General features: G+C 65.8%; 20 protein-coding genes. 6 read left to right on the top strand and 14 right to left on the bottom strand.

What is annotated here, in order from left to right:
• Positions 1-232: 232 nt before the first annotated feature.
• From QY917_RS07895 to QY917_RS07865, 7 genes are all read right to left on the bottom strand, one after another.
• Positions 233-1,543 carry a citrate synthase gene (locus tag QY917_RS07895; RefSeq protein WP_011805954.1) on the bottom strand — a complete coding sequence of 437 codons (1,311 nt, stop codon included), beginning with the start codon at positions 1,541-1,543 and terminating at the stop codon, positions 233-235.
• 42 nt (positions 1,544-1,585) lie between these two features.
• Positions 1,586-1,858 (bottom strand): succinate dehydrogenase assembly factor 2, encoded by a 273-nt coding sequence (locus tag QY917_RS07890; protein ID WP_047350435.1) that lies wholly within the window; start codon positions 1,856-1,858, stop codon positions 1,586-1,588.
• Positions 1,859-1,863: 5 nt separating this feature from the next.
• Complete coding sequence (locus QY917_RS07885; RefSeq protein ID WP_011805952.1) at positions 1,864-2,568, bottom strand: succinate dehydrogenase iron-sulfur subunit; 705 nt, start codon at positions 2,566-2,568, stop codon at positions 1,864-1,866.
• A 30-nt stretch (positions 2,569-2,598) separates the two neighbouring features.
• Complete coding sequence (gene sdhA / locus QY917_RS07880; protein ID WP_011805951.1) at positions 2,599-4,404, bottom strand: succinate dehydrogenase flavoprotein subunit; 1,806 nt, start codon at positions 4,402-4,404, stop codon at positions 2,599-2,601.
• Positions 4,405-4,426: 22 nt separating this feature from the next.
• Positions 4,427-4,792: a succinate dehydrogenase, hydrophobic membrane anchor protein gene (gene sdhD, locus QY917_RS07875; protein WP_015913703.1), complete on the bottom strand. Its 366-nt coding sequence runs from the start codon at positions 4,790-4,792 to the stop codon at positions 4,427-4,429.
• Between the two features lie 47 nt (positions 4,793-4,839).
• The gene (gene sdhC / locus QY917_RS07870; protein ID WP_015913702.1) at positions 4,840-5,274 is read right to left on the bottom strand and encodes a succinate dehydrogenase, cytochrome b556 subunit; all 435 of its coding nucleotides are present in this window, start codon (positions 5,272-5,274) and stop codon (positions 4,840-4,842) included.
• Between the two features lie 137 nt (positions 5,275-5,411).
• Entirely contained in the window at positions 5,412-6,200 is a 789-nt protein-coding gene (locus tag QY917_RS07865) for a GntR family transcriptional regulator (protein WP_088886435.1), read from the bottom strand.
• A 200-nt stretch (positions 6,201-6,400) separates the two neighbouring features.
• Here QY917_RS07865 and QY917_RS07860 point away from each other — a divergent pair, with 200 nt between their 5' ends.
• From QY917_RS07860 to acnB, 5 genes are all read left to right on the top strand, one after another.
• Entirely contained in the window at positions 6,401-7,387 is a 987-nt protein-coding gene (locus tag QY917_RS07860) for a malate dehydrogenase (RefSeq protein ID WP_015913700.1), read from the top strand.
• A gap of 12 nt (positions 7,388-7,399) precedes the next feature.
• Positions 7,400-8,176 carry a trans-aconitate 2-methyltransferase gene (tam, locus tag QY917_RS07855; RefSeq protein WP_123675595.1) on the top strand — a complete coding sequence of 259 codons (777 nt, stop codon included), beginning with the start codon at positions 7,400-7,402 and terminating at the stop codon, positions 8,174-8,176.
• Positions 8,173-9,183 carry a CoA ester lyase gene (locus tag QY917_RS07850; protein ID WP_011805945.1) on the top strand — a complete coding sequence of 337 codons (1,011 nt, stop codon included), beginning with the start codon at positions 8,173-8,175 and terminating at the stop codon, positions 9,181-9,183. Before tam ends, QY917_RS07850 begins: the two co-directional genes overlap by 4 nt.
• A 59-nt stretch (positions 9,184-9,242) precedes the next feature.
• Positions 9,243-9,863: a hypothetical protein gene (locus tag QY917_RS07845; RefSeq protein WP_011805944.1), complete on the top strand. Its 621-nt coding sequence runs from the start codon at positions 9,243-9,245 to the stop codon at positions 9,861-9,863.
• A 114-nt stretch (positions 9,864-9,977) separates the two neighbouring features.
• Complete coding sequence (gene acnB, locus QY917_RS07840; protein WP_123675596.1) at positions 9,978-12,569, top strand: bifunctional aconitate hydratase 2/2-methylisocitrate dehydratase; 2,592 nt, start codon at positions 9,978-9,980, stop codon at positions 12,567-12,569.
• A gap of 219 nt (positions 12,570-12,788) precedes the next feature.
• Here acnB and QY917_RS07835 read toward each other — a convergent pair whose 3' ends face one another.
• A complete protein-coding gene (locus tag QY917_RS07835; RefSeq protein ID WP_123675597.1) occupies positions 12,789-13,604 on the bottom strand; it encodes a helix-turn-helix domain-containing protein in 816 nt (271 codons plus the stop codon).
• Between the two features lie 105 nt (positions 13,605-13,709).
• Here QY917_RS07835 and QY917_RS07830 point away from each other — a divergent pair, with 105 nt between their 5' ends.
• Entirely contained in the window at positions 13,710-14,141 is a 432-nt protein-coding gene (locus QY917_RS07830) for a hypothetical protein (protein ID WP_123675825.1), read from the top strand.
• Between the two features lie 7 nt (positions 14,142-14,148).
• Here the strand turns inward: QY917_RS07830 and QY917_RS07825 are convergent, their stop codons facing one another.
• The 6 genes from QY917_RS07825 to QY917_RS07800 all read right to left on the bottom strand — a co-directional run bounded on the left by QY917_RS07825 (position 14,149) and on the right by QY917_RS07800 (position 20,304).
• Positions 14,149-15,033, bottom strand: coding sequence for a plasmid replication/partition related protein (locus QY917_RS07825; RefSeq protein ID WP_103738442.1), 885 nt, complete (start codon positions 15,031-15,033; stop codon positions 14,149-14,151).
• 148 nt (positions 15,034-15,181) lie between these two features.
• Complete coding sequence (yegQ, locus tag QY917_RS07820) at positions 15,182-16,558, bottom strand: tRNA 5-hydroxyuridine modification protein YegQ (protein WP_015913693.1); 1,377 nt, start codon at positions 16,556-16,558, stop codon at positions 15,182-15,184.
• A gap of 320 nt (positions 16,559-16,878) precedes the next feature.
• Positions 16,879-17,523 carry a glutathione S-transferase family protein gene (locus tag QY917_RS07815; protein WP_302079241.1) on the bottom strand — a complete coding sequence of 215 codons (645 nt, stop codon included), beginning with the start codon at positions 17,521-17,523 and terminating at the stop codon, positions 16,879-16,881.
• Between the two features lie 111 nt (positions 17,524-17,634).
• Complete coding sequence (locus QY917_RS07810; protein ID WP_011805937.1) at positions 17,635-18,168, bottom strand: response regulator transcription factor; 534 nt, start codon at positions 18,166-18,168, stop codon at positions 17,635-17,637.
• A complete protein-coding gene (locus tag QY917_RS07805) occupies positions 18,158-19,498 on the bottom strand; it encodes an ATP-binding protein (RefSeq protein WP_123675598.1) in 1,341 nt (446 codons plus the stop codon). Before QY917_RS07805 ends, QY917_RS07810 begins: the two co-directional genes overlap by 11 nt.
• The gene (locus QY917_RS07800) at positions 19,495-20,304 is read right to left on the bottom strand and encodes an SURF1 family protein (RefSeq protein WP_123675599.1); all 810 of its coding nucleotides are present in this window, start codon (positions 20,302-20,304) and stop codon (positions 19,495-19,497) included. The genes QY917_RS07805 and QY917_RS07800 overlap by 4 nt, the downstream gene beginning before the upstream one ends.
• Positions 20,305-20,313: the final 9 nt, after the last annotated feature.

The following is a 20,313-nucleotide window of genomic DNA, read 5'->3' as shown; positions in this document are numbered from 1 at the left end:
TAGGATAAAGCGATGGCGGGCAATAAATGCCTATTACTGGGAGGGGGTATAGATGGATGCGCCTGATCGGCGTGTCGCGCGGGCATTGGCGGCGTAGCGGTTGACCGCGGCTGCAGCACGCTTCCCGTTGTGCGCAGCAAAAAGGCCCGGACGCAAAAAAGCCCGCAGGCAACAGGTGCGTGCGGGCTGAGGGCGGGGCACGCCTGCCTTCGCGGCAGGCGGCGCTGCTTGATCAGCGCTTGTTGAGGGCCGGAACGTCGCGGCGCTCGGCGCCCACGAACAGCTGGCGGGGGCGGCCGATCTTGTACTCGGGGTCGCCGATCATCTCGTTGAGCTGGGCGATCCAGCCCACCGTACGGGCCAGCGCGAAGATGCCGGTGAACAGGTTGACCGGGATGCCGATCGCGCGCTGCACGATGCCGGAGTAGAAGTCCACGTTCGGGTAGAGCTTGCGCTGCACGAAGTAGTCGTCCTCCAGGGCGATCTTCTCCAGCTGCTTGGCCAGGGCGAACAGCGGGTCCTTTTCCAGGCCCAGCTCGGCCAGCACTTCGTTGCAGGTTTCCTGCATGAGCTTGGCGCGGGGGTCGTAGTTCTTGTACACGCGGTGGCCAAAGCCCATCAGCTTCACGCCGGAGGACTTGTCCTTGACCTTCTCCATGAACTCGCCCACCTTGGACACGCCGCCCATGGCCTGGATTTCTTCCAGCATGTTCAGGCAGGCCTCGTTGGCGCCGCCGTGGGCAGGGCCCCACAGGCATGCCACGCCGGCAGCGATGGCGGCGAACGGGTTGGTGCCCGAGGAGCCGCACAGGCGCACCGTGGAGGTGGAGGCGTTCTGCTCGTGGTCGGCGTGCAGGATGAAGATGCGGTCCATCGCGCGTTCGATCACGGGGTTGACCTTGTAGTCCTCGCAGGGCGTGCCGAACATCATGCGCAGGAAGTTGCCTGCGTACGAGAGGTCGTTGCGGGGGTACATGTAGGGCTCGCCCTTGCCGTACTTGTACGCCATGGCCACCAGCGTGGGCATCTTGGCGATCAGGCGAATGGCGGAGATCTCGCGGTGCTCGGGGTTATTGATGTCCGTGCTGTCGTGGTAGAAGGCCGACAGCGCGCCCACCAGACCGGTCAGCACGGCCATGGGGTGTGCGTCGCGGCGGAAACCGCGCAGGAAGAACTGCATCTGCTCGTTGACCATCGTGTGCTTGGTCACGCGGTCGTTGAACGTGGCCTTCTGCGCGGCGTTGGGCAGCTCGCCATTCAGCAGCAGGTAGCAGGTTTCGAGGTAGTCGCACTGGGTGGCGAGCTGCTCGATGGGGTAGCCGCGGTACAGCAGCTCGCCCTTGTCGCCGTCGATGTAGGTGATGGACGACTGGCAGGAGGCCGTGGAAAGGAAACCGGGGTCATAGGTGAACATGCCCGTTTGCGCGTACAGCTTGCGGATGTCGACCACGTCCGGGCCGATGCTGCCTTGGTACACGGGGAGTTCCACGCTCGGGCTGCCGTTGCTGAACGATAGCGTCGCTTTGTTGTCTGCCAGTTTCATTTCCAGTTTCCTTCTGTTGTTTGCCTTGCACGGGGCTGGGGCTTAAGCGCGGTTGCGCAACTGCTCCAGCACTTCCTTGACTTCGTCCTTAGCGACTTCGCCCGTGGGTTCCTTGCGGCGCAGCAGCAGGTCCAGCAGGTCGTTGTCCGACAAGTCCATCAGTAGCGTGAGTCCTCGCGCCTGACGGATCGTCAGGCAGGAGCCGTGGGTTGCGAAGAACCGCTCGAGAAACAGGTCGTTCTCCACCAGCCCGCGGCGGCAGCGCCACCGCAGGATGGCCACTTCGCGTTCGTCCAGCAGCGCTTCGTCAGCCATGGTTCTCAGATGGCACGGCGTGCCATCAATTCCTTGATCTTGCCAATCGCGCGCGTGGGGTTCAGGTGCTTGGGGCACACGTCCACGCAGTTCATGATGGTATGGCAGCGGAACAGGCGGTAGGGGTCTTCCAGGTTGTCCAGGCGCTCGCCCGTGGCCGTGTCGCGGCTGTCAGCGATGAAGCGGTAGGCCTGCAGCAGGCCGGCGGGACCCACGAACTTGTCGGGGTTCCACCAGAACGAGGGGCAGCTCGTGGAGCAGCTGGCGCACAGAATGCACTCGTACAGGCCGTTGAGCTCTTCACGCTCTTCGGGCGACTGCAGGCGCTCCTTGGTGGGCGACGCGTAGATGTCGCTTTGCAGGTAGGGCTTGATCGAGTGGTACTGCTTGAAGAACTGCGTCATGTCCACGATCAGGTCGCGGATCACCGGCAGGCCGGGCAGGGGCTTCAAGACGATGTCGCCCGAGAGGGTCTTCATGTTCGTCAGGCAGGCCAGGCCGTTCTTGCCGTTGATGTTCATGGCGTCGGAGCCGCACACGCCTTCGCGGCAGGAGCGGCGGAACGACAGCGTGGGATCCTGTGCCTTGAGCTTGAGCAATGCATCCAGCAGCATGCGTTCGTGGCCGTCGAGCTCGACCTCCACGGTCTGCATGTAGGGCTTGGCGTCCTTGTCCGGGTCGTAGCGGTAGATCTTGAAAGTGCGTTTCATGGGTTATTTCTCTCGTGGGCGGCGGCTGTCTTAGAACGTGCGGACCTTCGGAGGAATGCTGTCCACCGTCAGGGGCTTCATGTTCACGGGCTTGTAGCTCAGGCTGTTGCTGGCGCTGTGCCACAGCGTGTGCTTTAGCCACTCCTTGTCATTGCGGCCCAACGGGAAGTCGGGATGGTCGGCAGGGTGCTCGTAGTCGTCCACGGTGTGTGCGCCACGGCACTCCTGGCGGGCCGCGGCCGAGGTCATCGTGGCCTGGGCGACCTCGATCAGGTTGTCCACTTCCAGCGCTTCCATGCGTGCGGTGTTCCAGACCTTGGACTTGTCCTTCAGGGTCACGGTGCCCACGCGCTCGCGGATGGCGTTGATCTTGACCACGCCTTCGTCCATGCCCTTTTGCGTGCGGAACACGCCGGCGTGCTGCTGCATGGTCTGGCGGATGTCGTTGGCCAGGTCCTGGGCGTAGACGCCGTCCTTGGATTCTTCCAACTGGTTCAGGCGCGCCAGGGTGCGGTCGCTGCCGTCGGCCGGCACGGCCTTGTGCTCGCCGTAGCCCCCAACGAATTGCACGATGTGCTTGCCGGCCGACTTGCCGAACACCAACAGGTCGAGCAGCGAGTTCGTGCCCAGGCGGTTGGCGCCGTGCACCGACACCGCGGCGCATTCGCCGACGGCGTACAGACCATTGACCACGTTGTTCTTCTCGCCGTCCCAGGTGACGACCTGGCCGTGGATATTGGTCGGAATGCCGCCCATCTGGTAGTGGATGGTGGGCACGACGGGGATCGGTTCCTTGGTGATGTCCACGTTGGCGAAGTTGTGACCGATCTCTTCCACCGACGGCAGGCGCTTGCGGATGGTGTCAGCGCCCAGGTGGTCGAGCTTCATCAGGATGTAGTCCTTGTTGGGACCGCAGCCACGGCCTTCCTTGATCTCCTGGTCCATCGAGCGGGACACGAAGTCGCGCGGTGCCAGGTCCTTCAAGGTGGGCGCGTAACGCTCCATGAAACGCTCGCCATTGCTGTTCAGCAGGATGGCACCTTCGCCGCGGCAGCCTTCGGTCAGCAGCACGCCCGCGCCGGCCACGCCGGTGGGGTGGAACTGCCAGAACTCCAGGTCCTGCAGCGGGATGCCCGCGCGTGCGGCCATGCCCAGGCCGTCGCCGGTGTTGATGAAGGCGTTGGTCGATGCCGCAAAGATGCGGCCAGCGCCGCCTGTGGCCAGCAGCACGGCCTTGGCGTGCAGTTCGTACAGGTCGCCGGTTTCCAGTTCCAGCGCGGTTACGCCGACCACGTCGCCCTCAGCGTCGCGGATCAGGTCCAGCGCCATCCATTCCACGAAGAAGTTGGTCTTGGATTCGACGTTCTTCTGGTACAGCGTGTGCAGCATGGCGTGGCCGGTACGGTCGGCCGCGGCGCAGGCGCGCTGCACGGGCTTCTCACCGTAGTTGGCCGTGTGGCCGCCGAAGGGGCGCTGGTAGATGGTGCCGTCGGGGTTGCGGTCGAACGGCATGCCGAAATGCTCGAGCTCGATCACCACCTTGGGTGCTTCGCGGCACATGAACTCGACGGCGTCCTGGTCGGACAGCCAGTCGCCGCCCTTGATGGTGTCGTAGAAATGGTAGTGCCAGTTGTCTTCGCTCATGTTGCCCAGCGATGCGGACACGCCGCCTTGCGCTGCCACGGTGTGCGAGCGGGTGGGGAAGACCTTGGACAGGCAGGCCACGTTCAGGCCTGCGCGGGACAGTTCCAGCGAGGCGCGCATGCCCGAGCCGCCGGCACCGACGATGACCACGTCGAACTTGCGCTTGGTGATGTTGGCTTTGGTGTAGCTCATTGTTTTCTTTCAGTCGCGGGAATCAGAGACGCCACAGAACCTGGATACCCCAGCCGGTGCAGGCCACCAGCCAGACGATGGTGAAGACTTGCAGCGTCAGACGCAGGCCTGCCGGCTTTATGTAGTCCATCCACACGTTGCGCACGCCTACCCAGGCGTGCCAGGCCAGCGCCACGATGACGGACAGGGTCAGAACCTTCATCCACTGGCTGGAGAAGATGCCGGCCCACAGGTCGTAGCCGATGGGGCCCTTGCTGAAGATGACGCAGGCCAGCAGCACCAGGGTGAACAAAGCCATCAAGACGGCGGTGGCGCGCTGCACCAGCCAGTCGCGCACGCCATAGTGGGCACCCACGACGGTGCGCTTGGAGCCGTAATTCACGGACATGGAAATTCCTTTTTTATGTGAAAAAGTGATCTGCGCAGGTGCGCCGATCAGTACAGGCCGAAGAGCTTGGCGCCCAGAATCGCGGTCAGGCCGAAGCTTGCGACCAGCGTGACGGCAGCAGAGCTCTTGCCAAATTCCTTCGTGACGGCGGCATGGTTCATGTCCATCAGCAGGTGGCGCAGGCCGGCGATGAAGTGGTGCAGATAGCCCCAGATCAGGCCCAGGGTCAGCAGCTTGATGAGCCAGCCAGGCGCGAAGCCCAGGCCCGACGAGAAGGCAGAGGTGAACTTGCCGAAGGAGATTTCCGACGACACCGAGGTATCGAACATCCAGATCACCAGAGGCAGCAGCAAGAACATGATCATGCCGCTGATGCGGTGCATGCCAGAAACCAGCGCGGCCAGCGGCCACCGGTAGCTGGGCAGGTCGCGAAACGCGTGGATGTTGCGGTATTCAGGCCGTTGCTTGGCAAGTTCTGTCATGGCGTGTGTGCTTTCGTGGATGTAACTGCGTTGTAATTGCGCGGATGCAAACAACCCAAAATTCTATTGCAATGCATTACGGGAAGCTTGCGGAGACTGCGTATTTTCCCTGGTTGCATTCGTGGTCGGGCAGTGGATCAGCTCAGTTCATTGTGATAGTGATGTGTGTCAGTCCGGTACAGCCCGCGCCGTAACTCCATGGGAACATCGTTATAGGTGTAAGCGAGGCGCTCCACGCTGAGCAGTGGTGTGGCGACAGGGATATTCAGCCATTGAGCCTGCGTTTCATCGGGAAACACAGCGCGGATCTTTTCTTCGGCGCGCACCATGCGCACGCCAAAATCCAGCTCGAACATGGCATAGGTGGGCCCCTGGTAGTGGGCCATCTGCTCCGCGGTCAGGCCCTTGAAGGCCTGCCCTGGCAGCCAGATGTCCTCCAGGATGGTGGGTACGCCCACAAACGACAGGATGCGCTTGACCTGCACCACCACATCTCCGGTCCGCAGCGCCAGCGTGCGTGCGATCTCCGCACTGGCGCGCATGCGCCGGCACTCCAGGATGGTGCGCTGCGCCGGGCCTTCCACGCGGGCGTCCCCCGTGTCAGGCAGCAGTTTCAGGAAGCGGTACTGCACCTGCCGCTCTGCGTGGGTGGCCACGAAGGTGCCTTTGCCCTGGCGGCGCATCACGAGGTTTTCGGCTGCCAGCTCGTCGATGGCCTTGCGCACCGTGCCCTGGCTCACGCGAAAGCGCGCAGCCAGTTCCATTTCGCTGGGGATGGCTTCACCGGGCTTCCATTCACCATGCTGCAGGCTGTGCAGGATGAGCCCCTTGATCTGCTGGTACAGGGGGCTGAATGCGGGAGTCGATGCCCCAGCACCCGCGCCTGGGGGCGTGCCTTCTGTGGTCGGAGGGAGCGAGGAGGACATGGTGGGCTGTGCCGGGGGCGGAGCATGCCGCTGAATTGAGGGCGATCATATCTTATATAAGACATAAGACAAATTGACCCTGCGCAGTAATCGGCGGTAAACTCCTGGGCTGTTCTGCGGGGCACGGGCTGCTGATGACTGGCGCTGGTGCGACCTTGCACCAACACCACCTCCCTCACACCTCTTTCTGGAGTTTTCGCATGAGCAAGAAACCCGTTCGTGTCGCCGTGACCGGCGCTGCAGGCCAAATCGGTTACGCGCTGCTGTTCCGCATCGCTTCCGGCGAAATGCTGGGCAAGGACCAGCCCGTCATCCTGCAACTGCTGGAAATTCCCGACGAGAAGGCCCAGAACGCGCTCAAGGGCGTGATCATGGAATTGGAAGACTGCGCGTTCCCGCTGTTGGCTGGCATCGAAGCCCACTCGGACCCCATGACCGCCTTCAAGGATACCGACTACGCCCTGCTGGTCGGCGCCCGTCCGCGCGGCCCCGGCATGGAGCGTGCCGACCTGCTGGCTGCCAATGCCCAGATCTTCACGGCCCAGGGCAAGGCCCTGAACGCCGTGGCCTCGCGCAACGTGAAGGTGCTGGTGGTGGGCAACCCCGCCAATACCAACGCCTACATCGCCATGAAGTCGGCCCCCGACCTGCCGGCCAAGAATTTCACGGCCATGCTGCGCCTGGACCACAACCGTGCAGCTTCCCAACTGGCGGCCAAGGGTGGCTTCAAGGTGGGCGACATCAAGAAGCTGACGGTGTGGGGCAACCACTCGCCCACCATGTATGCCGACTATCGCTTCGCCACGGTGGACGGCAAGTCCGTGAAGGACGCCATCAACGACCAGGCCTGGAACAAGGATGTGTTCCTGCCCACCGTCGGCAAGCGCGGCGCAGCCATCATCGCCGCTCGTGGCCTGTCCTCGGCTGCTTCTGCCGCCAACGCCGCCATTGACCACATGCGCGATTGGGCCCTGGGCTCCAAGGGCGAGTGGGTGACGATGGGTGTGCCCTCCAACGGCGAATACGGCATTCCCGCCGGTATCGTGTTCGGCTTCCCCGTCACCACCGAGAACGGCGAGTACAAGATCGTCGAAGGCCTGGCCATCGACGCCTTCTCGCAAGAGTGCATCGACAAGACCCTGGCCGAGCTGCAAGGCGAGCAGGACGGCGTCAAGCACCTGCTGTAATCGCGCATCTCCATGCACGACTGGGATCCCGCGCTCTACCAGCGCTTCGAGAGCGAGCGCACACGCCCGGCTGTCGAGTTGCTGGCGCGGGTCTCCCATCCCGCACCCCGCCACATCGTGGACTTGGGCTGCGGGAATGGCAATTCCACGCAATTGCTGCTGGAGCGGTTCCCGCAGTCGCAACTCATCGGTCTGGACAACTCCGAAGCGATGCTGGCCAGTGCGCGCAAGCGTCTGCCCGGTGTGCCCTTCGTGCAGGCCGACATTGCCGACTGGGCGCCCACCGTGGCGCCCGATTTGATTTTTGCCAACGCCTCCCTGCAGTGGGTGGCAGGGCATGCCGGGCTGTTCGCCCGGCTGATGCGCTGCCTGGCACCCGGCGGTGTCCTGGCGGTGCAAATGCCCGACAACCTGGACCAGCCGTCGCACCAGCTCATGCGCGAGTTGGCGAGCCAGTCTGCGTGGCGTGATCTGCTGGCGCATGCCGCGGACCAGCGCGCGGCGCTGTTGTCGGTGGAGGCTTATTACGACCTTCTCGCGCCCATGGCCTGCCGGGTCGATATCTGGCATACCGCATACCGCCATGTCATGCCTTCGGTCCAGGCCATCGTCGAGTGGCTGGAGTCCACAGGCCTGAAACCCTTCCTTGATCCTCTCTCCGCCGTGTTGCGGGATGCGTATCTGCAAGCCTACACGCAGCGCATTGGCGAGGCCTATACCGAGCGCGCGGACGGCCATCGGCTGTTTGCGTTTCCCCGTTTGTTCATCGTTGCCCAGCGTGCCCCATGACCTCGTCCGCTGCCCATCCCGCTGAAGTCCTGCTGGGCGCTCAGGCGGGCGCCCATGCGATTCCCGTGTGCGACCACTACAGCGGCGTGGAAGTGCGCATGCGCAAGAGCCTGCAACTGCAGCAGGAGCTGCTTGCCGAGTTTGGCCATTGCGTGTTTGACGTGACGCTCGACTGCGAGGACGGCGCGCCCGTGGGGCAAGAGCGCGAGCACGCCATGCTGGTGGCACGCCTGGCGCGCGAAGCCGGAGCCGGCGCGCGCGTGGCGGCACGTGTGCACACGGTCGACCACCCCGCCTTCGCGCAGGACATGGCCATCATCGCCGGTGAGGCGGGGCAACACCTGTGCCACATCATGCTGCCCAAGGTGGAAACCGTGGACGACGTGCTCGCAGCCGAGCGAGCGCTGGAGGCCGCAGGCGCCAGCCATCTGCCGCTGCACGCCCTTATCGAGTCCCCCGCTGCCGTGCACCGGGCCTTCGAGATCGCCGCGCACCCGCGCATCCAGAGCCTGAGCTTCGGCCTGATGGACTTCGTTTCCGCCCATGGCGGTGCGATTCCCGCCTCGGGCATGACGTCCACCGGGCAGTTCGAGCATCCGCTCGTCGTGCGTGCCAAGCTGGAGATCTCCGCCGCCTGCCATGCCAATGGCAAGGTGCCGTCGCACTGCGTAGTCACTGAATTCAGCGATCCCGACGCCATGCAGGCCGCGGCCGGCAGGGCTGCGCGCCAGTTCGGCTACACGCGCATGTGGAGCATCCACCCCGCGCAGATCCGGCCCATCCTGGCGGCTTTCGCACCGGAAGGTGCGGAAATCGCGCGGGCCAGCCGCATCATTTCTGCCGCCATCCAGGCTGACTGGGCTCCCATCAGCGAGGAGGGCGTACTGCACGACCGCGCAAGCTACCGCTATTTCTGGCAGGTGCTCGAGCGTGCACACCAGACCGGCCGCATGCTGCCCGCCGAGGCGCAGGGCTGGTTTGCCAAGGCTGAGACCACGTTCACCTGATACGGGTATTCTTGTCGCCCCATCTGCCTTCCATTCATTCTTTCCCCGCAGGAGTCACCATGAAGACCCTCATCGCTTCCGCATTGATACTGTTGGCGCCCGCCCTCACCACGGCGCAGACGGCGACCAAGCCCGCCGCCCCCGCCGAGGCCAAGAAGAGCAGCGCCAAGCCTGCGGCGAAGAGCACCTCCGCCAAGGCGACCAAGCCCAAGGCCGAGAAGAAGAGCGACACCGTCGCCAAGGCGTCGCCCACCAGCAGCCGCACGCGCCTGCACAGCGGTGCCGTGCAGGTGGCGTCGGGCCTGGCCGCAGCCGAGGCGGCGCTCACTCCCGAAGAACTGCAGATCGCCGAGCGCGTGTACACGGGCCGCATGGCGTGCGAACTGGGCGCGTTCGTGAGCATCGAGGCTGATACGCAGTCGCCCGGCCGCTTCCATGTGGAAGGCAAGGGCTTCAAGTACCACATGGCCCCGGTGGCCACCACCACCGGCGCCGTGCGCCTGGAAGACCAGCGCGCGGGTGCCGTGTGGGTGCAGATCGCCAACAAATCCATGCTCATGAACCAGAAGCTGGGCCAGCGCATGGCTGACGAATGCATGAGCCCGCAGCAGGTGGTGGTGGCCGAGGCCATCAAGAAGAACCCGCCGCAAAGCCTGCTGGACAACCCGGCCGCCAAGTAAACCTAGAGCCGCCTGCCGGCGGGGCCACGCAGTGCACGCCTGCCGTGTGCGCCAGTGTGGCCGGCCGGTTGTCGCCCCACTTTGAAAACCTAGACTATCCCGGAGAAAGAAGACATGTTGAAAGCCTACCGCGACCATGTGGCCGAGCGCGCTGCATTGGGCATCCCGCCGCTGCCGCTCGATGCCAAGCAGACGGCCGAACTGATCGAGCTGATCAAGAACCCGCCCGCTGGCGAGGAGGCTTTCCTGGTGGACCTGCTGACCCACCGCGTGCCGCCGGGGGTGGACGACGCTGCCAAGGTCAAGGCGTCCTTCCTCGCGGCCGTCGCCCATGGCGACATCACGGTCGGCCTGATTTCCAAGGCCAAGGCCACCGAGCTGCTGGGCACCATGGTGGGTGGCTACAACGTGCACCCGCTGATCGAGCTGCTGGACGACGCCGAAGTCGCTTCCGTGGCTGCCGAAGCGTTGAAGAAGACGCTGCTGATGTTCGACTTCTTCAACGACGTGGCCGCCAAGGCCAAGGCCGGCAACGCCAAGGCCCAGGAGGTCATGCAGAGCTGGGCCAATGCCGAGTGGTTCACCAGCCGCCCCAAGGTCGAGCAAAAGATCACCGTCACCGTGTTCAAGGTGCCCGGCGAGACCAACACCGACGACCTGTCGCCCGCGCCTGACGCCTGGAGCCGCCCCGACATCCCGCTGCACTACCTGGCGATGCTGAAGAACACGCGCCCCGACGCAGCCTTCAAGCCCGAGGAAGACGGCAAGCGCGGCCCGATGCAGTTCATCGAGGACCTGAAGAAGAAGGGCCATCTGGTCGCCTACGTGGGTGACGTGGTGGGTACCGGCTCGTCGCGCAAGTCCGCCACCAACTCCATCATCTGGGGCACGGGCGTGGACATTCCCTTCGTGCCCAACAAGCGCTTTGGTGGCGTGACGCTGGGCGGCAAGATCGCTCCCATCTTCTTCAACACGCAGGAAGACTCCGGCGCTCTGCCGATCGAAGTAGACGTTTCCAAGCTGGAGATGGGCGACGTAATCGATGTGCTGCCCTACGACGGCAAGATCGTGAAGAACGGCGAGACCGTGGCCGAGTTCGCGCTCAAGTCCGACGTGCTGCTGGACGAAGTGCAGGCCGGTGGCCGCATCAACCTGATCATCGGCCGCTCGCTCACCGCCAAGGCGCGTGAGTTCCTGGGCCTGCCCGCCTCGACCGCGTTCCGCCTGCCCCAGGCACCGGCGGCGTCCAATGCCGGTTTCACACTGGCCCAGAAGATGGTCGGCCGCGCCTGCGGCCTGCCCGAAGGCCAGGGCATCCGCCCGGGCACGTACTGTGAGCCCAAGATGACCACCGTGGGCAGCCAGGACACCACCGGCCCCATGACGCGTGACGAACTGAAGGACCTGGCCTGCCTGGGCTTCTCGGCCGACCTGGTGATGCAGTCCTTCTGCCACACGGCCGCCTACCCCAAGCCCGTGGACGTGAAGACCCACCGCGAACTGCCTGCCTTCATCTCCAACCGCGGCGGCGTGGCTCTGCGCCCCGGCGACGGCGTGATCCACAGCTGGCTCAACCGCCTGCTGCTGCCCGACACCGTCGGTACCGGCGGTGACTCGCACACCCGCTTCCCCATCGGCATTTCCTTCCCCGCAGGCTCGGGCCTCGTGGCTTTCGGCGCCGCCACCGGCGTGATGCCGCTGGACATGCCCGAGTCGGTGCTGGTGCGCTTCAAGGGCGAGATGCAGCCCGGGGTGACGCTGCGCGACCTGGTGCACGCGATCCCGCTGTACGCCATCAAGGCGGGCCTGCTGACCGTGGCCAAGGCCGGCAAGAAGAACATCTTCTCGGGCAAGATCCTCGAAATTGAGGGCCTGCCGGACCTGAAGGTGGAGCAAGCCTTCGAGCTGTCCGACGCCTCGGCCGAGCGTTCCGCCGCCGGCTGCACGATCAAGCTCAACCCCGAGCCGATCAAGGAGTACCTGCGCTCCAACATCGTGCTGATGAAGAACATGATCGCCGATGGCTACCAGGACGCGAAGACGCTGCAGCGCCGCATCGAGAAGGTCGAAGCCTGGCTGGCCAACCCGAATCTGCTCGAAGCCGACAAGGACGCCGAGTACGCCGCCGTCATCGAGATCGATCTGGCCGACATCAAGGAGCCGATCGTTTGCTGCCCGAACGACCCGGACGACGCCAAGTTCCTGTCCGAAGTGGCTGGCACCAAGATCGACGAGGCCTTCATCGGCTCGTGCATGACCAATATTGGCCACTTCCGCGCAGCGGCCAAGCTGCTGGGCGGCCAGCGCGACATTCCGGTCAAGCTGTGGGTGGCTCCGCCCACCAAGATGGACCAGAACGAGCTGATCAAGGAAGGCCACTACGCTGCCTTCGGTACGGCTGGCGCGCGCACCGAAATGCCCGGCTGCTCGCTGTGCATGGGCAACCAGGCGCAGGTGCGTGAAGGTGCGACGGTGATTTCCACCTCCACCCGCAACTTCCCCAACCGCCTGGGCAAGAACACCAACGTGTTCCTGGGTTCGGCCGAGCTGGCCGCCATCGCCTCGCGTCTGGGCAAGCTGCCCACCAAGGAGGAATACCTCCAGGAAATGGGCGTGATCGATGCCGACAAGGCCAGCGTGTACCGCTACATGAACTTCGACCAGATCGAGGAGTATGCAGAGGTCGCCAAGGGCGTGACGGCCTGATCGCCGGCTGAGGCCCGGGCCGCGGCGCGGCCCCTCCCGTCAACCCCCGCAGGGCGCATGCCTGGCGGGGGTTTTCTTTTGCTCATTAATTAATAGCTGCTGACGCTTGCTGGTGCTGCGTTAGCGGCCATTTTCACTTAAATGCTCGCGCCGCGTGTGCCGCGCGTCGGGGGATGTCGCACGCCGAGACCGTGGTCACCACCCGGGAGACGGTGCCGTTCAGGCCGCGGCCAGCGCGCGCAGTGCGGCGGCGCTGGCGTCGTCGGCGGGGAAGAACGTTTCCAGCGCCAGCTCCTGCAGCGTCACGTCGACGGGCGAGCCGAACACCGTGGTGGTGCTCACCAGCTGGAGCGTGCCGGCCGACGTGCGGAACTCGAACGGCATGAGCACGCCCAGGTGCTCGCCCGGCAGCGGCGGGCTGGCAGGCGGCAAAGGGTAGGCCTGCAGTTCCTGCAGCAGGGCGGCCAGCACCGGGTCGCTGCTCTCGTGGATCTGCTGGCGCAACCGCTCCAGCAGGTGCGCGCGCCATTGCGCCAGGTTGGCGATGCGCGGTGCCAGGCCCCCCGGGTGCAGGCTGAGGCGCAGCACGTTCACGGGCGGCTGCAGCAGCTGGGCGTCCACGCGGGACAGCAGCAGGGGCACGATGCGGTTGGCCATGAGCAGGTTCCAGTGCCGGTCCATCGCCAGCGCCGGCCAGGGTTCGTGGCAGTCCAAAATGCGCTGCACCGCCGCGCGCGCATCGGCCATCTCGGGCGCATCGAGCGGGCGTTCGCGGTACATCGGGGCATAGCCCGCGGCCACCAGCAGCGCGTTGCGCTCGCGCAGGGGCACGTCCAGGCGATGGGCCAGGCGCAGCACCATGTCGCGGCTGGGGCTGGCGCGGCCCGTTTCCACGCAGCTCAGGTGGCGCGTAGACACCTCGGCCGCGTGTGCCAGGTCCAGTTGGCTCAAGCGCCGGCGCTGGCGCCAGTGGCGCAGCCGTTCTCCAAAAGGCGCGGGTGTCGATAGGGCGGGAGCGTGGTGCATGGCCTGCATGGTAGGGCCGGCCGCGCGGCGTGGGCATGACCTGTCAGGTCATGGACGCGCAGCCGCCGCGTGACGACGATGCAGGCCATGTTCAACCCCTCAGGAGATCACACCATGGCCTTCATCGATGCTTTCACGTCCCCCGGCGGCCTGCGCCGCGTGCTCTGGGCCGATGCCGCCGCAGGCGCCGGCATGGCGGCGCTGCACCTGGGCGCGGCAGCGCCGCTGGCTGAATGGCTGGGCATGTCGCCCCGGTTGCTGTTGGCCAGCGGCTGGCTGCTGCTGCCTTTCGTGCTGCTGGCCGGGTCGCTGGCCCTGCGGCGCGATGCAGCCGGCGGCGCGCTGGCGCTGCTGGTGGCGGGCAATGTCCTGTGGGTGCTGGCCAGCGCAGTGGTGCTGTGGGGCACGACGTGGGTGACCGGCGGCTGGGGCCAGGCCTATGTGGCCGTGCAGGCGGTGGCCGTGCTGGCCCTGGCGGAACTGCAGTGGATGGCGCTGCGCCGTGCACGCGTGGCGGTGCAGGGCGTGCGCGCGGCAGTCTCCTGACGGGCGCTCAGCCCTGCTCGGCCAGCAGGTCCTGCAGAGCCTTGACCTGTTGGCGCAGGCGCTCGTTTTCGGCCTCCAGTTCCGCCACGCGCTGCTGCAGCTTTGCGGCGTCGGGGGCGGCCGTCGATTCCGGCCCGGCGGTGCCGTCGGCCTCCGTTGCGGCGGCATCGGGCTTTGGTTTCTTCTTGCCATCGCGCACGCGCTTGGCGGCCTGCTTGAGTTCCTGCGCACCGCCGGCCGCGGCGCTCTTTTGCTCGTCCACCGGCAGGGTGGCCACCACGGCAGCGGCGTTCAAGGACAGTTCGCCCGACTTGACCGCAGCCACCACTTCCGGCGCTGCGTTCTGGTGGATGGTCTCGATGGCCTTGACCTGGGCGGCCGTCAGGCGGGCGGCGCGGGCCAGGGCCTCGCGCGTGTCCAGCGCGTCTTCGGGCACCTTGGGCACGCTGGCCAGCGCCTGGGCGACGACCGGGTCGGTGTCGCCCTCCCACGGCGCTTGTTCAGGCGCCTGGGCGGCCTCGGCCTTGGCTGCCACCACGGCAGCAGCGGCCGCGGCGCGGCGCTCGGCAATGATCTCGCGCTTGCGCAGTGCCAGCACGCCGCGCTGGAACTCCGACACGCTGCGCCGCCCCAGGTGCTGGTCGATCATCCACAGGTGCACGTCCTCCATGTTCTGAAAGCGGGTGTTCTGCACCGTCTGGAAGGGCAGGCCGTGCTTGTGGCAGATGCCGAAGCGGTTGTGGCCGTCCACGAGGATGTTGCCCCACAGCACCAGCGCGTCGCGGCAGCCCTCTGCGAGGATGCTGCGCTCCAGCGCGTCGTGCTCTTCGGGCGTGAGCGGGTCGATGTAGGCCTTGAGTTCGGGCAGGACGACGATGTCTTCAGGATTCATGGATTCTTGGTATGGGGCGGGGCAAGAAATGGGCAAAGGCCCCGGCGGGGCCTTTGCAAAAATAGGAGCTGCTCGCGCTTGATGGTTGAGCGTTTCGGTATCAAATCTACCTGAAACGCCCTGTGGACGGGCACTGCCAGCTATGGTTTCAGGAAGGCTGCAGCAATCGCGCGATGAGCGCGCCTTCCACCGGGCCGTCGATCGGAATGCGCACACGCAGCGGATTGCCCGGCGCCACCTGCACGCTTTCGCCGTCCAGGTTGAACATCTGCGTGAGCTGCACCGTGCGGTTGCCGCTGGGGTGGATCACCTCCAGCGTGTCGCCCACGGCGAAGCGGTTCATGGTCTCGACCTCGGCCATGCCGTCGGCGTAGCCGCGCACCTGGCCGACGAAGTGGGCGCGCTGCAGCACGCTGTTGCCGGTTTCGTAGTTCTGGTAGTCGTTGGCCGGGCGGCGCTCCAGCAGGCCGCCGGTGTAGCCGCGGTTGGCCAGGCCTTCCAGCTCGGTGATCAGGTGCGGGTTGAACGGGCGGCCCGCCACCGCGTCGTCGATCGCGCGGCGGTACACCTGGGCGGTACGCGCCACGTAGTACAGGCTCTTGGTACGGCCCTCGATCTTGAGCGAATCCACGCCGATCTTCACCAGGCGCTCCACATGCTCCACGGCGCGCAGGTCCTTGGAGTTCATGATGTAGGTGCCGTGCTCATCCTCCATGATGGGCATGAGCTCGCCGGGGCGGCCGATCTCTTCGATCAGGTAGACCTGGTCGGCCTTGGGGTGGCGTTGGCCGCTACCGCAGGTGCTGGTGAACTGGCTGTCGGCTTCCTCGCGCGCCTGTTCGAAGTTGAAACCCTGCTCCATGGACGTGGCCAGCGCTTCGCCGGTGTTGGGGTCCACCGCCGCGTCGTGGGTCTTGTATTCCCAGCGGCAGGCGTTGGTGCAGGTGCCCTGGTTGGGGTCGCGCCGGTTGAAGTAGCCGCTGAGCAGGCAGCGGCCCGAGTAGGCAATGCACAGCGCGCCGTGCACGAAGACCTCGATCTCCATGTCAGGGCATTCCTGGCGGATCTTCTCGATCTCGTCCAGGCTCAGTTCGCGCGAGAGGATGATGCGCGACACGCCGGCTTTCTGCCAGAACTTCACCGTGGCGTAGTTGGTGGTATTGGCCTGCACCGAGAGGTGGATCTCGGTCTCGGGCCACTTTTCCTTCACCATCATGATCAGGCCGGGGTCGGCCATGATGAAGGCGTCGGGCTTGCACTCGATGACAGGCTCGATGTCGCGCAGGTAGGTGCGCACCTTGTCGTTGTGCGCGATCAGGTTGCTGGTGACGAAGAACTTCTTGCCCCGCGCGTGCGCCTCCTGGATGCCCTGGGCGATCTGCTCCAGGCGGAACTCGTTGTTGCGCGCACGCAGGCTGTAGCGCGGCTGGCCGGCGTAGATGGCGTCGGCGCCGAAGTCGTACGCCGCACGCATCTTGTCGAGCGAGCCGGCGGGCAGCAGCAGTTCGGGGGCTTTGAGGGTCATAGCCTGCAATTTTCGCTGATGTGCGGGGTGAGGGTGGGGCGCGTGGGTAATGACCGGGTTGGGGTCTTTGGGGCGGTTGCTTTGCGTTGTCGGTGGTGGCAGTTGTGAGGATTAGGAGGGGTGTTCGACGTAGGGTTGAGAGGCTGGGGCGAGAGCGGACTGCTCGCCGGTGGCGGAGTTTGGCCCCCAGCGGCTTGTGCCGGACGCTAATCCGACGCCACGAACCGTGGCTCGACGCCGCGTGCGCCCGGCCTTCCCTTGGATGCCATGAACAGGTATATCCAAGACGAGGGCCTGTTCACATTCCGTGCCAACAGGCCCTAGCTTCGTGGCATCGCCTCGAAATCGCTCGGGGCGGCGGCGCGGAAGGCGGGCAGCGCTTCACAGTGTTCGGCCAGTGAGATCAGCGCGGCGTGGGCGGACGGTGACAGCACTTCATCCATCCGGTCCTGCATGTACCAGATCAGCGTGGTAATCATCACATCGGCATGGGTGAGTGCCGCCCCGCAGGCATACGGTGTGGTAAGGCGTTTGGTCAGTTCGTCGAGACCAGCGCGTGCCTGGCCAAGGCAGCGATCCAGCCAGACGGCGCTGCGGTGTTCGGGGGGGTGAAAGTGCCTTTCGTACACCACAGCCGCGACCTTTTCGAGGGTGCCTTGCGCCAGTGCCGTCATCTGGAGAACGCGCCGGCGTTGGGGGCCGGAGCGGGGGATCAGCGCCGCGTCGCCTGCCTGCTCATCGAGATGATCCAGGATGGATGCGCTGTCGATCAGCACTTCGCCATCGTCGAGGACGAGGGCCGGGATGCGGGTCAGCGGGCTGATCCTACCGATTGCTGCCGCATCGCCAAAGATGGATCGCGTATCGCGGGTGAAGGGGATGCCGTAGTGATGCAGCGCGATGGCGACACGGCGCGTGACGGGGCTGTCATATTGGCCGACGAGGATCATGGGCAGGTCTTCCATCTCAAACAACGCGCTTCAAGCATCCTGAATGTGTACGGCGACAGCCTCCCCATCAGCCGCCCTTCGTAAAGGCAGGCTCTGGCCGATGACAGCCCATGCGCGCTCAATGCGCTAAACCCGCCGCTTGTCCAGCTTGCGCGTGAGTGTGCGGCGGTGCATGCCCAGGCGGCGCGCGGCCTCGGAGATGTTGAAGCCGGTCTCGGCCAGCACTTCGTGGATGCGCTCCCACTCCAGCGTCTTGATGGAGCTGGCGCGGTTGGTCAGTTCCACGTCGGCATTGCCTTCGGTGAGGCCGAAGGCGGCCTCGATATCGTCGGTGTTCGATGGCTTGGCCAGGTAGTGGCAGGCACCCAGCTTTACGGCCTCGACGGCGGTGGCAATGCTGGCGTAGCCCGTGAGCACGACGATGAGCATGTCCGGGTTGGCCGCGTGCAGCGCCCGAACGCAGGCCAGGCCCGTGGCCTCGCCCTTGAGCTTGAGGTCCACGACGGCATAGTCGGGCGTGTGCCCGGCCAGCAGTGCTTCGGCCTGTGCCAGGCTGTCGGCGTGCAGCACGCGGTAGCCGCGCCGCTCGAACGAACGGGCCAGCGTGCGCGCGAAGGCCTCGTCGTCTTCCACGATGAGCAGCAAGCGTTCAGCGTCCATGGTGCGTGGGTGTCTCCTGCAACGCAATCGCGGCCAGCGGCAGCGTGATCGTGACCTGGGCGCCGCCGCCCGGGAGGTTGCGTGCCTGCACGGTGCCCCCCAGGGTGCGCGCCACGTTCATTGCCAGGAACAGGCCCAGCCCGCCGCCGGGGCGGCCCTTGCTGGACTGGTAGGGCTTGCCGAACTGCGACAGCATGGCCGGCGCGAAGCCGGGGCCATTGTCTGTGACGGTAATGCGCAGCAGGTCTTGATCACGCTCGGCCACCAGGCCGACCCGATGGGGCGATGCGTCGCGGGCATTGTCCAACACATTGAAAACCATTTGCTGCAGCGTGACATCGGACACCATAGGAGTGTCCTGGCCGAAGCGGTTGTCGTAGGTGAACTCGTCAACCGAGCGCGTGGCCTGCCACTCGCTGGCGAGCGTGTCCAGGAACTGGCACACGGTGGTCTGCGCCGATGCCTCGCCGCGCGTCTCGCCGGCGGACATCAGGATGCCGCTGACGATGGTCTTGCAGCGCTGCACCTGCGCCTGCATCTCGGCCACGTCTTCCTGCAGCGCGGGGTTGGCGGCCAATGCAGGATCACGCTTCCAGTCCCCCAGGATCACCGCCATGGTGGCCAGCGGCGTGCCTAGCTCATGGGCCGCGCCTGAAGCCAGCAGCCCCATGCGCACCACGTGCTCTTCCTCGGCGGCGCGTTGACGTATGGCGGCCAGACGCGCGTCCCGCTGGCGCAGGTTCTGGCCGATGCGGCTGATGAAGATCACCACCAGCGCCGCGTTGAGCATGAAGCACACCAGCAGGCCCAGCACGTAGGGACTGCCCAGCCCGCGCGCGAAGTCGGGCGCCAGCTGCAATGGCACGCTGTAATGCGCCAGCAGCGCAAAGCAGGCTGCGGTGACGAGCACCATGGTCCAGATGTAGGCGCTGCGCAGCAGCGCCGCGCCCAGCGCCACCTGCAGCAGGTACAGAAAGACGAATGGGTTGCGGATGCCCCCGCTCAGATACAGCTGCACGGTGAGCACGGCCACGTCCACCAGCAGCGCCAGGAACAGCTCCACGTTGCGCACGCCGCGGCCGGTGCGCCAGCGCACGAAGCTCACCCCGTTGTAGAGCACCAGGCAACCCACCACCATGAGCATCTCGCGCAGGGGCAGGGGAAGTTGCAGCACGTAGTGCGCCACCTCGATGGTGAACACCTGGCCCACCACGGCGATCCAGCGCAACTGGATGAGTTGGTGCAGGTTTTTCAGCCCGGCCGCGGCATCGGCCGAGCGCGCCTTCAGGGCGGGCGGGGAGGAGGGGGTGGAGGTGGCGGATGCGGTCATCGGGAGCGCAAGGTGGCACGCAGGCGAAGCTCGTAGCGTGCCACATACGCAGCCGCTGCCGCCACCATGGCGGCCAGCCCAAACCAGGTGATGGCATACACCAGGTGGCTGTTGTGGAAGCGAACCACCGTCAGTCCCGGGCGGGGCCAGGGACCGGCGGTGGTGGAAGTCTCGGCATCCATCGGCGCTGGGGCGTTCGCGTCGGGAATGCCCGCGTCGATGAAAAACGGGGCCGCGGCGTCCAGGCCCTGGGCCTGGGCGATGGCCGCCACGTCGCGCGAATGCCAGCGCTGCGCCCCGGGGTCGTTGCGGCGCAGGAAGCCGCCTCCGGGCTCGCTCATGCGCAACAGGCCCTGCAGCTGTACGGTTTCGCCTTCCTGCATGCCGGGGCCGCCAGCGGCCCACTGGGCGCGCTGCGCCTGGGGGATGAAGCCGCGGTTGACGAGCACCTGGCCGCCGCCGTCCAGCTGCAGCGGGGTCATGACCCAGAAACCCGCGCCGAGCGCCGTGGTGGCCTGGGTGAGTACGGTTTTGCTGGCCAGCCAGTGACCCTCAGCCTGCACAGGCTGGTATTCAAAGCCAGCCGCATCCACGCCAGGCCACTGCGCCCGCGCGGGCAGCGGCGCGGGCGCGGCGTGCAGATGCTGCTCTACGCGTTCCATCAGGGCCAGCTTCCAGGTGCGCCGCTCCACCTGCCACCAGCCGAGGGCACAGAACACAACGAACAAGGCGATGCCCGCCAGAGCGAGCACCGCCATCGTCAGGTTGGAGTGCGCGCGGGTGCGCTGCGGCTCCGGGGCGTGCATGGTCGGAGC

Source organism: Diaphorobacter sp. C33 (assembly GCF_030503915.1).
Lineage (GTDB): Bacteria > Pseudomonadota > Gammaproteobacteria > Burkholderiales > Burkholderiaceae_C > Diaphorobacter > Diaphorobacter nitroreducens.
Note: the sequence above shows the minus strand (reverse complement) of the source record. Positions and strands in the feature narration are given on the sequence as shown.

What these genes read in the sequence shown, in the direction of transcription:
- QY917_RS07830 (WP_123675825.1), top strand. Translation starts at nt 13,710, where the DNA reads ATGGCCTTCATCGATGCTTTCACGTCCCCCGGCGGCCTGCGCCGCGTG.
- QY917_RS07815 (WP_302079241.1), bottom strand. Translation starts at nt 17,523, where the DNA reads ATGGAAGACCTGCCCATGATCCTCGTCGGCCAATATGACAGCCCCGTC.
- sdhD (WP_015913703.1), bottom strand. Translation starts at nt 4,792, where the DNA reads ATGTCCGTGAATTACGGCTCCAAGCGCACCGTCGTGGGTGCCCACTAT.
- QY917_RS07845 (WP_011805944.1), top strand. Translation starts at nt 9,243, where the DNA reads ATGAAGACCCTCATCGCTTCCGCATTGATACTGTTGGCGCCCGCCCTC.
- QY917_RS07825 (WP_103738442.1), bottom strand. Translation starts at nt 15,033, where the DNA reads ATGAATCCTGAAGACATCGTCGTCCTGCCCGAACTCAAGGCCTACATC.
- QY917_RS07895 (WP_011805954.1), bottom strand. Translation starts at nt 1,543, where the DNA reads ATGAAACTGGCAGACAACAAAGCGACGCTATCGTTCAGCAACGGCAGC.
- QY917_RS07865 (WP_088886435.1), bottom strand. Translation starts at nt 6,200, where the DNA reads ATGTCCTCCTCGCTCCCTCCGACCACAGAAGGCACGCCCCCAGGCGCG.
- QY917_RS07800 (WP_123675599.1), bottom strand. Translation starts at nt 20,304, where the DNA reads ATGCACGCCCCGGAGCCGCAGCGCACCCGCGCGCACTCCAACCTGACG.
- QY917_RS07885 (WP_011805952.1), bottom strand. Translation starts at nt 2,568, where the DNA reads ATGAAACGCACTTTCAAGATCTACCGCTACGACCCGGACAAGGACGCC.
- acnB (WP_123675596.1), top strand. Translation starts at nt 9,978, where the DNA reads ATGTTGAAAGCCTACCGCGACCATGTGGCCGAGCGCGCTGCATTGGGC.
- QY917_RS07850 (WP_011805945.1), top strand. Translation starts at nt 8,173, where the DNA reads ATGACCTCGTCCGCTGCCCATCCCGCTGAAGTCCTGCTGGGCGCTCAG.
- QY917_RS07805 (WP_123675598.1), bottom strand. Translation starts at nt 19,498, where the DNA reads ATGACCGCATCCGCCACCTCCACCCCCTCCTCCCCGCCCGCCCTGAAG.
- yegQ (WP_015913693.1), bottom strand. Translation starts at nt 16,558, where the DNA reads ATGACCCTCAAAGCCCCCGAACTGCTGCTGCCCGCCGGCTCGCTCGAC.
- sdhA (WP_011805951.1), bottom strand. Translation starts at nt 4,404, where the DNA reads ATGAGCTACACCAAAGCCAACATCACCAAGCGCAAGTTCGACGTGGTC.
- sdhC (WP_015913702.1), bottom strand. Translation starts at nt 5,274, where the DNA reads ATGACAGAACTTGCCAAGCAACGGCCTGAATACCGCAACATCCACGCG.
- QY917_RS07860 (WP_015913700.1), top strand. Translation starts at nt 6,401, where the DNA reads ATGAGCAAGAAACCCGTTCGTGTCGCCGTGACCGGCGCTGCAGGCCAA.
- QY917_RS07835 (WP_123675597.1), bottom strand. Translation starts at nt 13,604, where the DNA reads ATGCAGGCCATGCACCACGCTCCCGCCCTATCGACACCCGCGCCTTTT.
- QY917_RS07810 (WP_011805937.1), bottom strand. Translation starts at nt 18,168, where the DNA reads ATGGACGCTGAACGCTTGCTGCTCATCGTGGAAGACGACGAGGCCTTC.
- QY917_RS07890 (WP_047350435.1), bottom strand. Translation starts at nt 1,858, where the DNA reads ATGGCTGACGAAGCGCTGCTGGACGAACGCGAAGTGGCCATCCTGCGG.
- tam (WP_123675595.1), top strand. Translation starts at nt 7,400, where the DNA reads ATGCACGACTGGGATCCCGCGCTCTACCAGCGCTTCGAGAGCGAGCGC.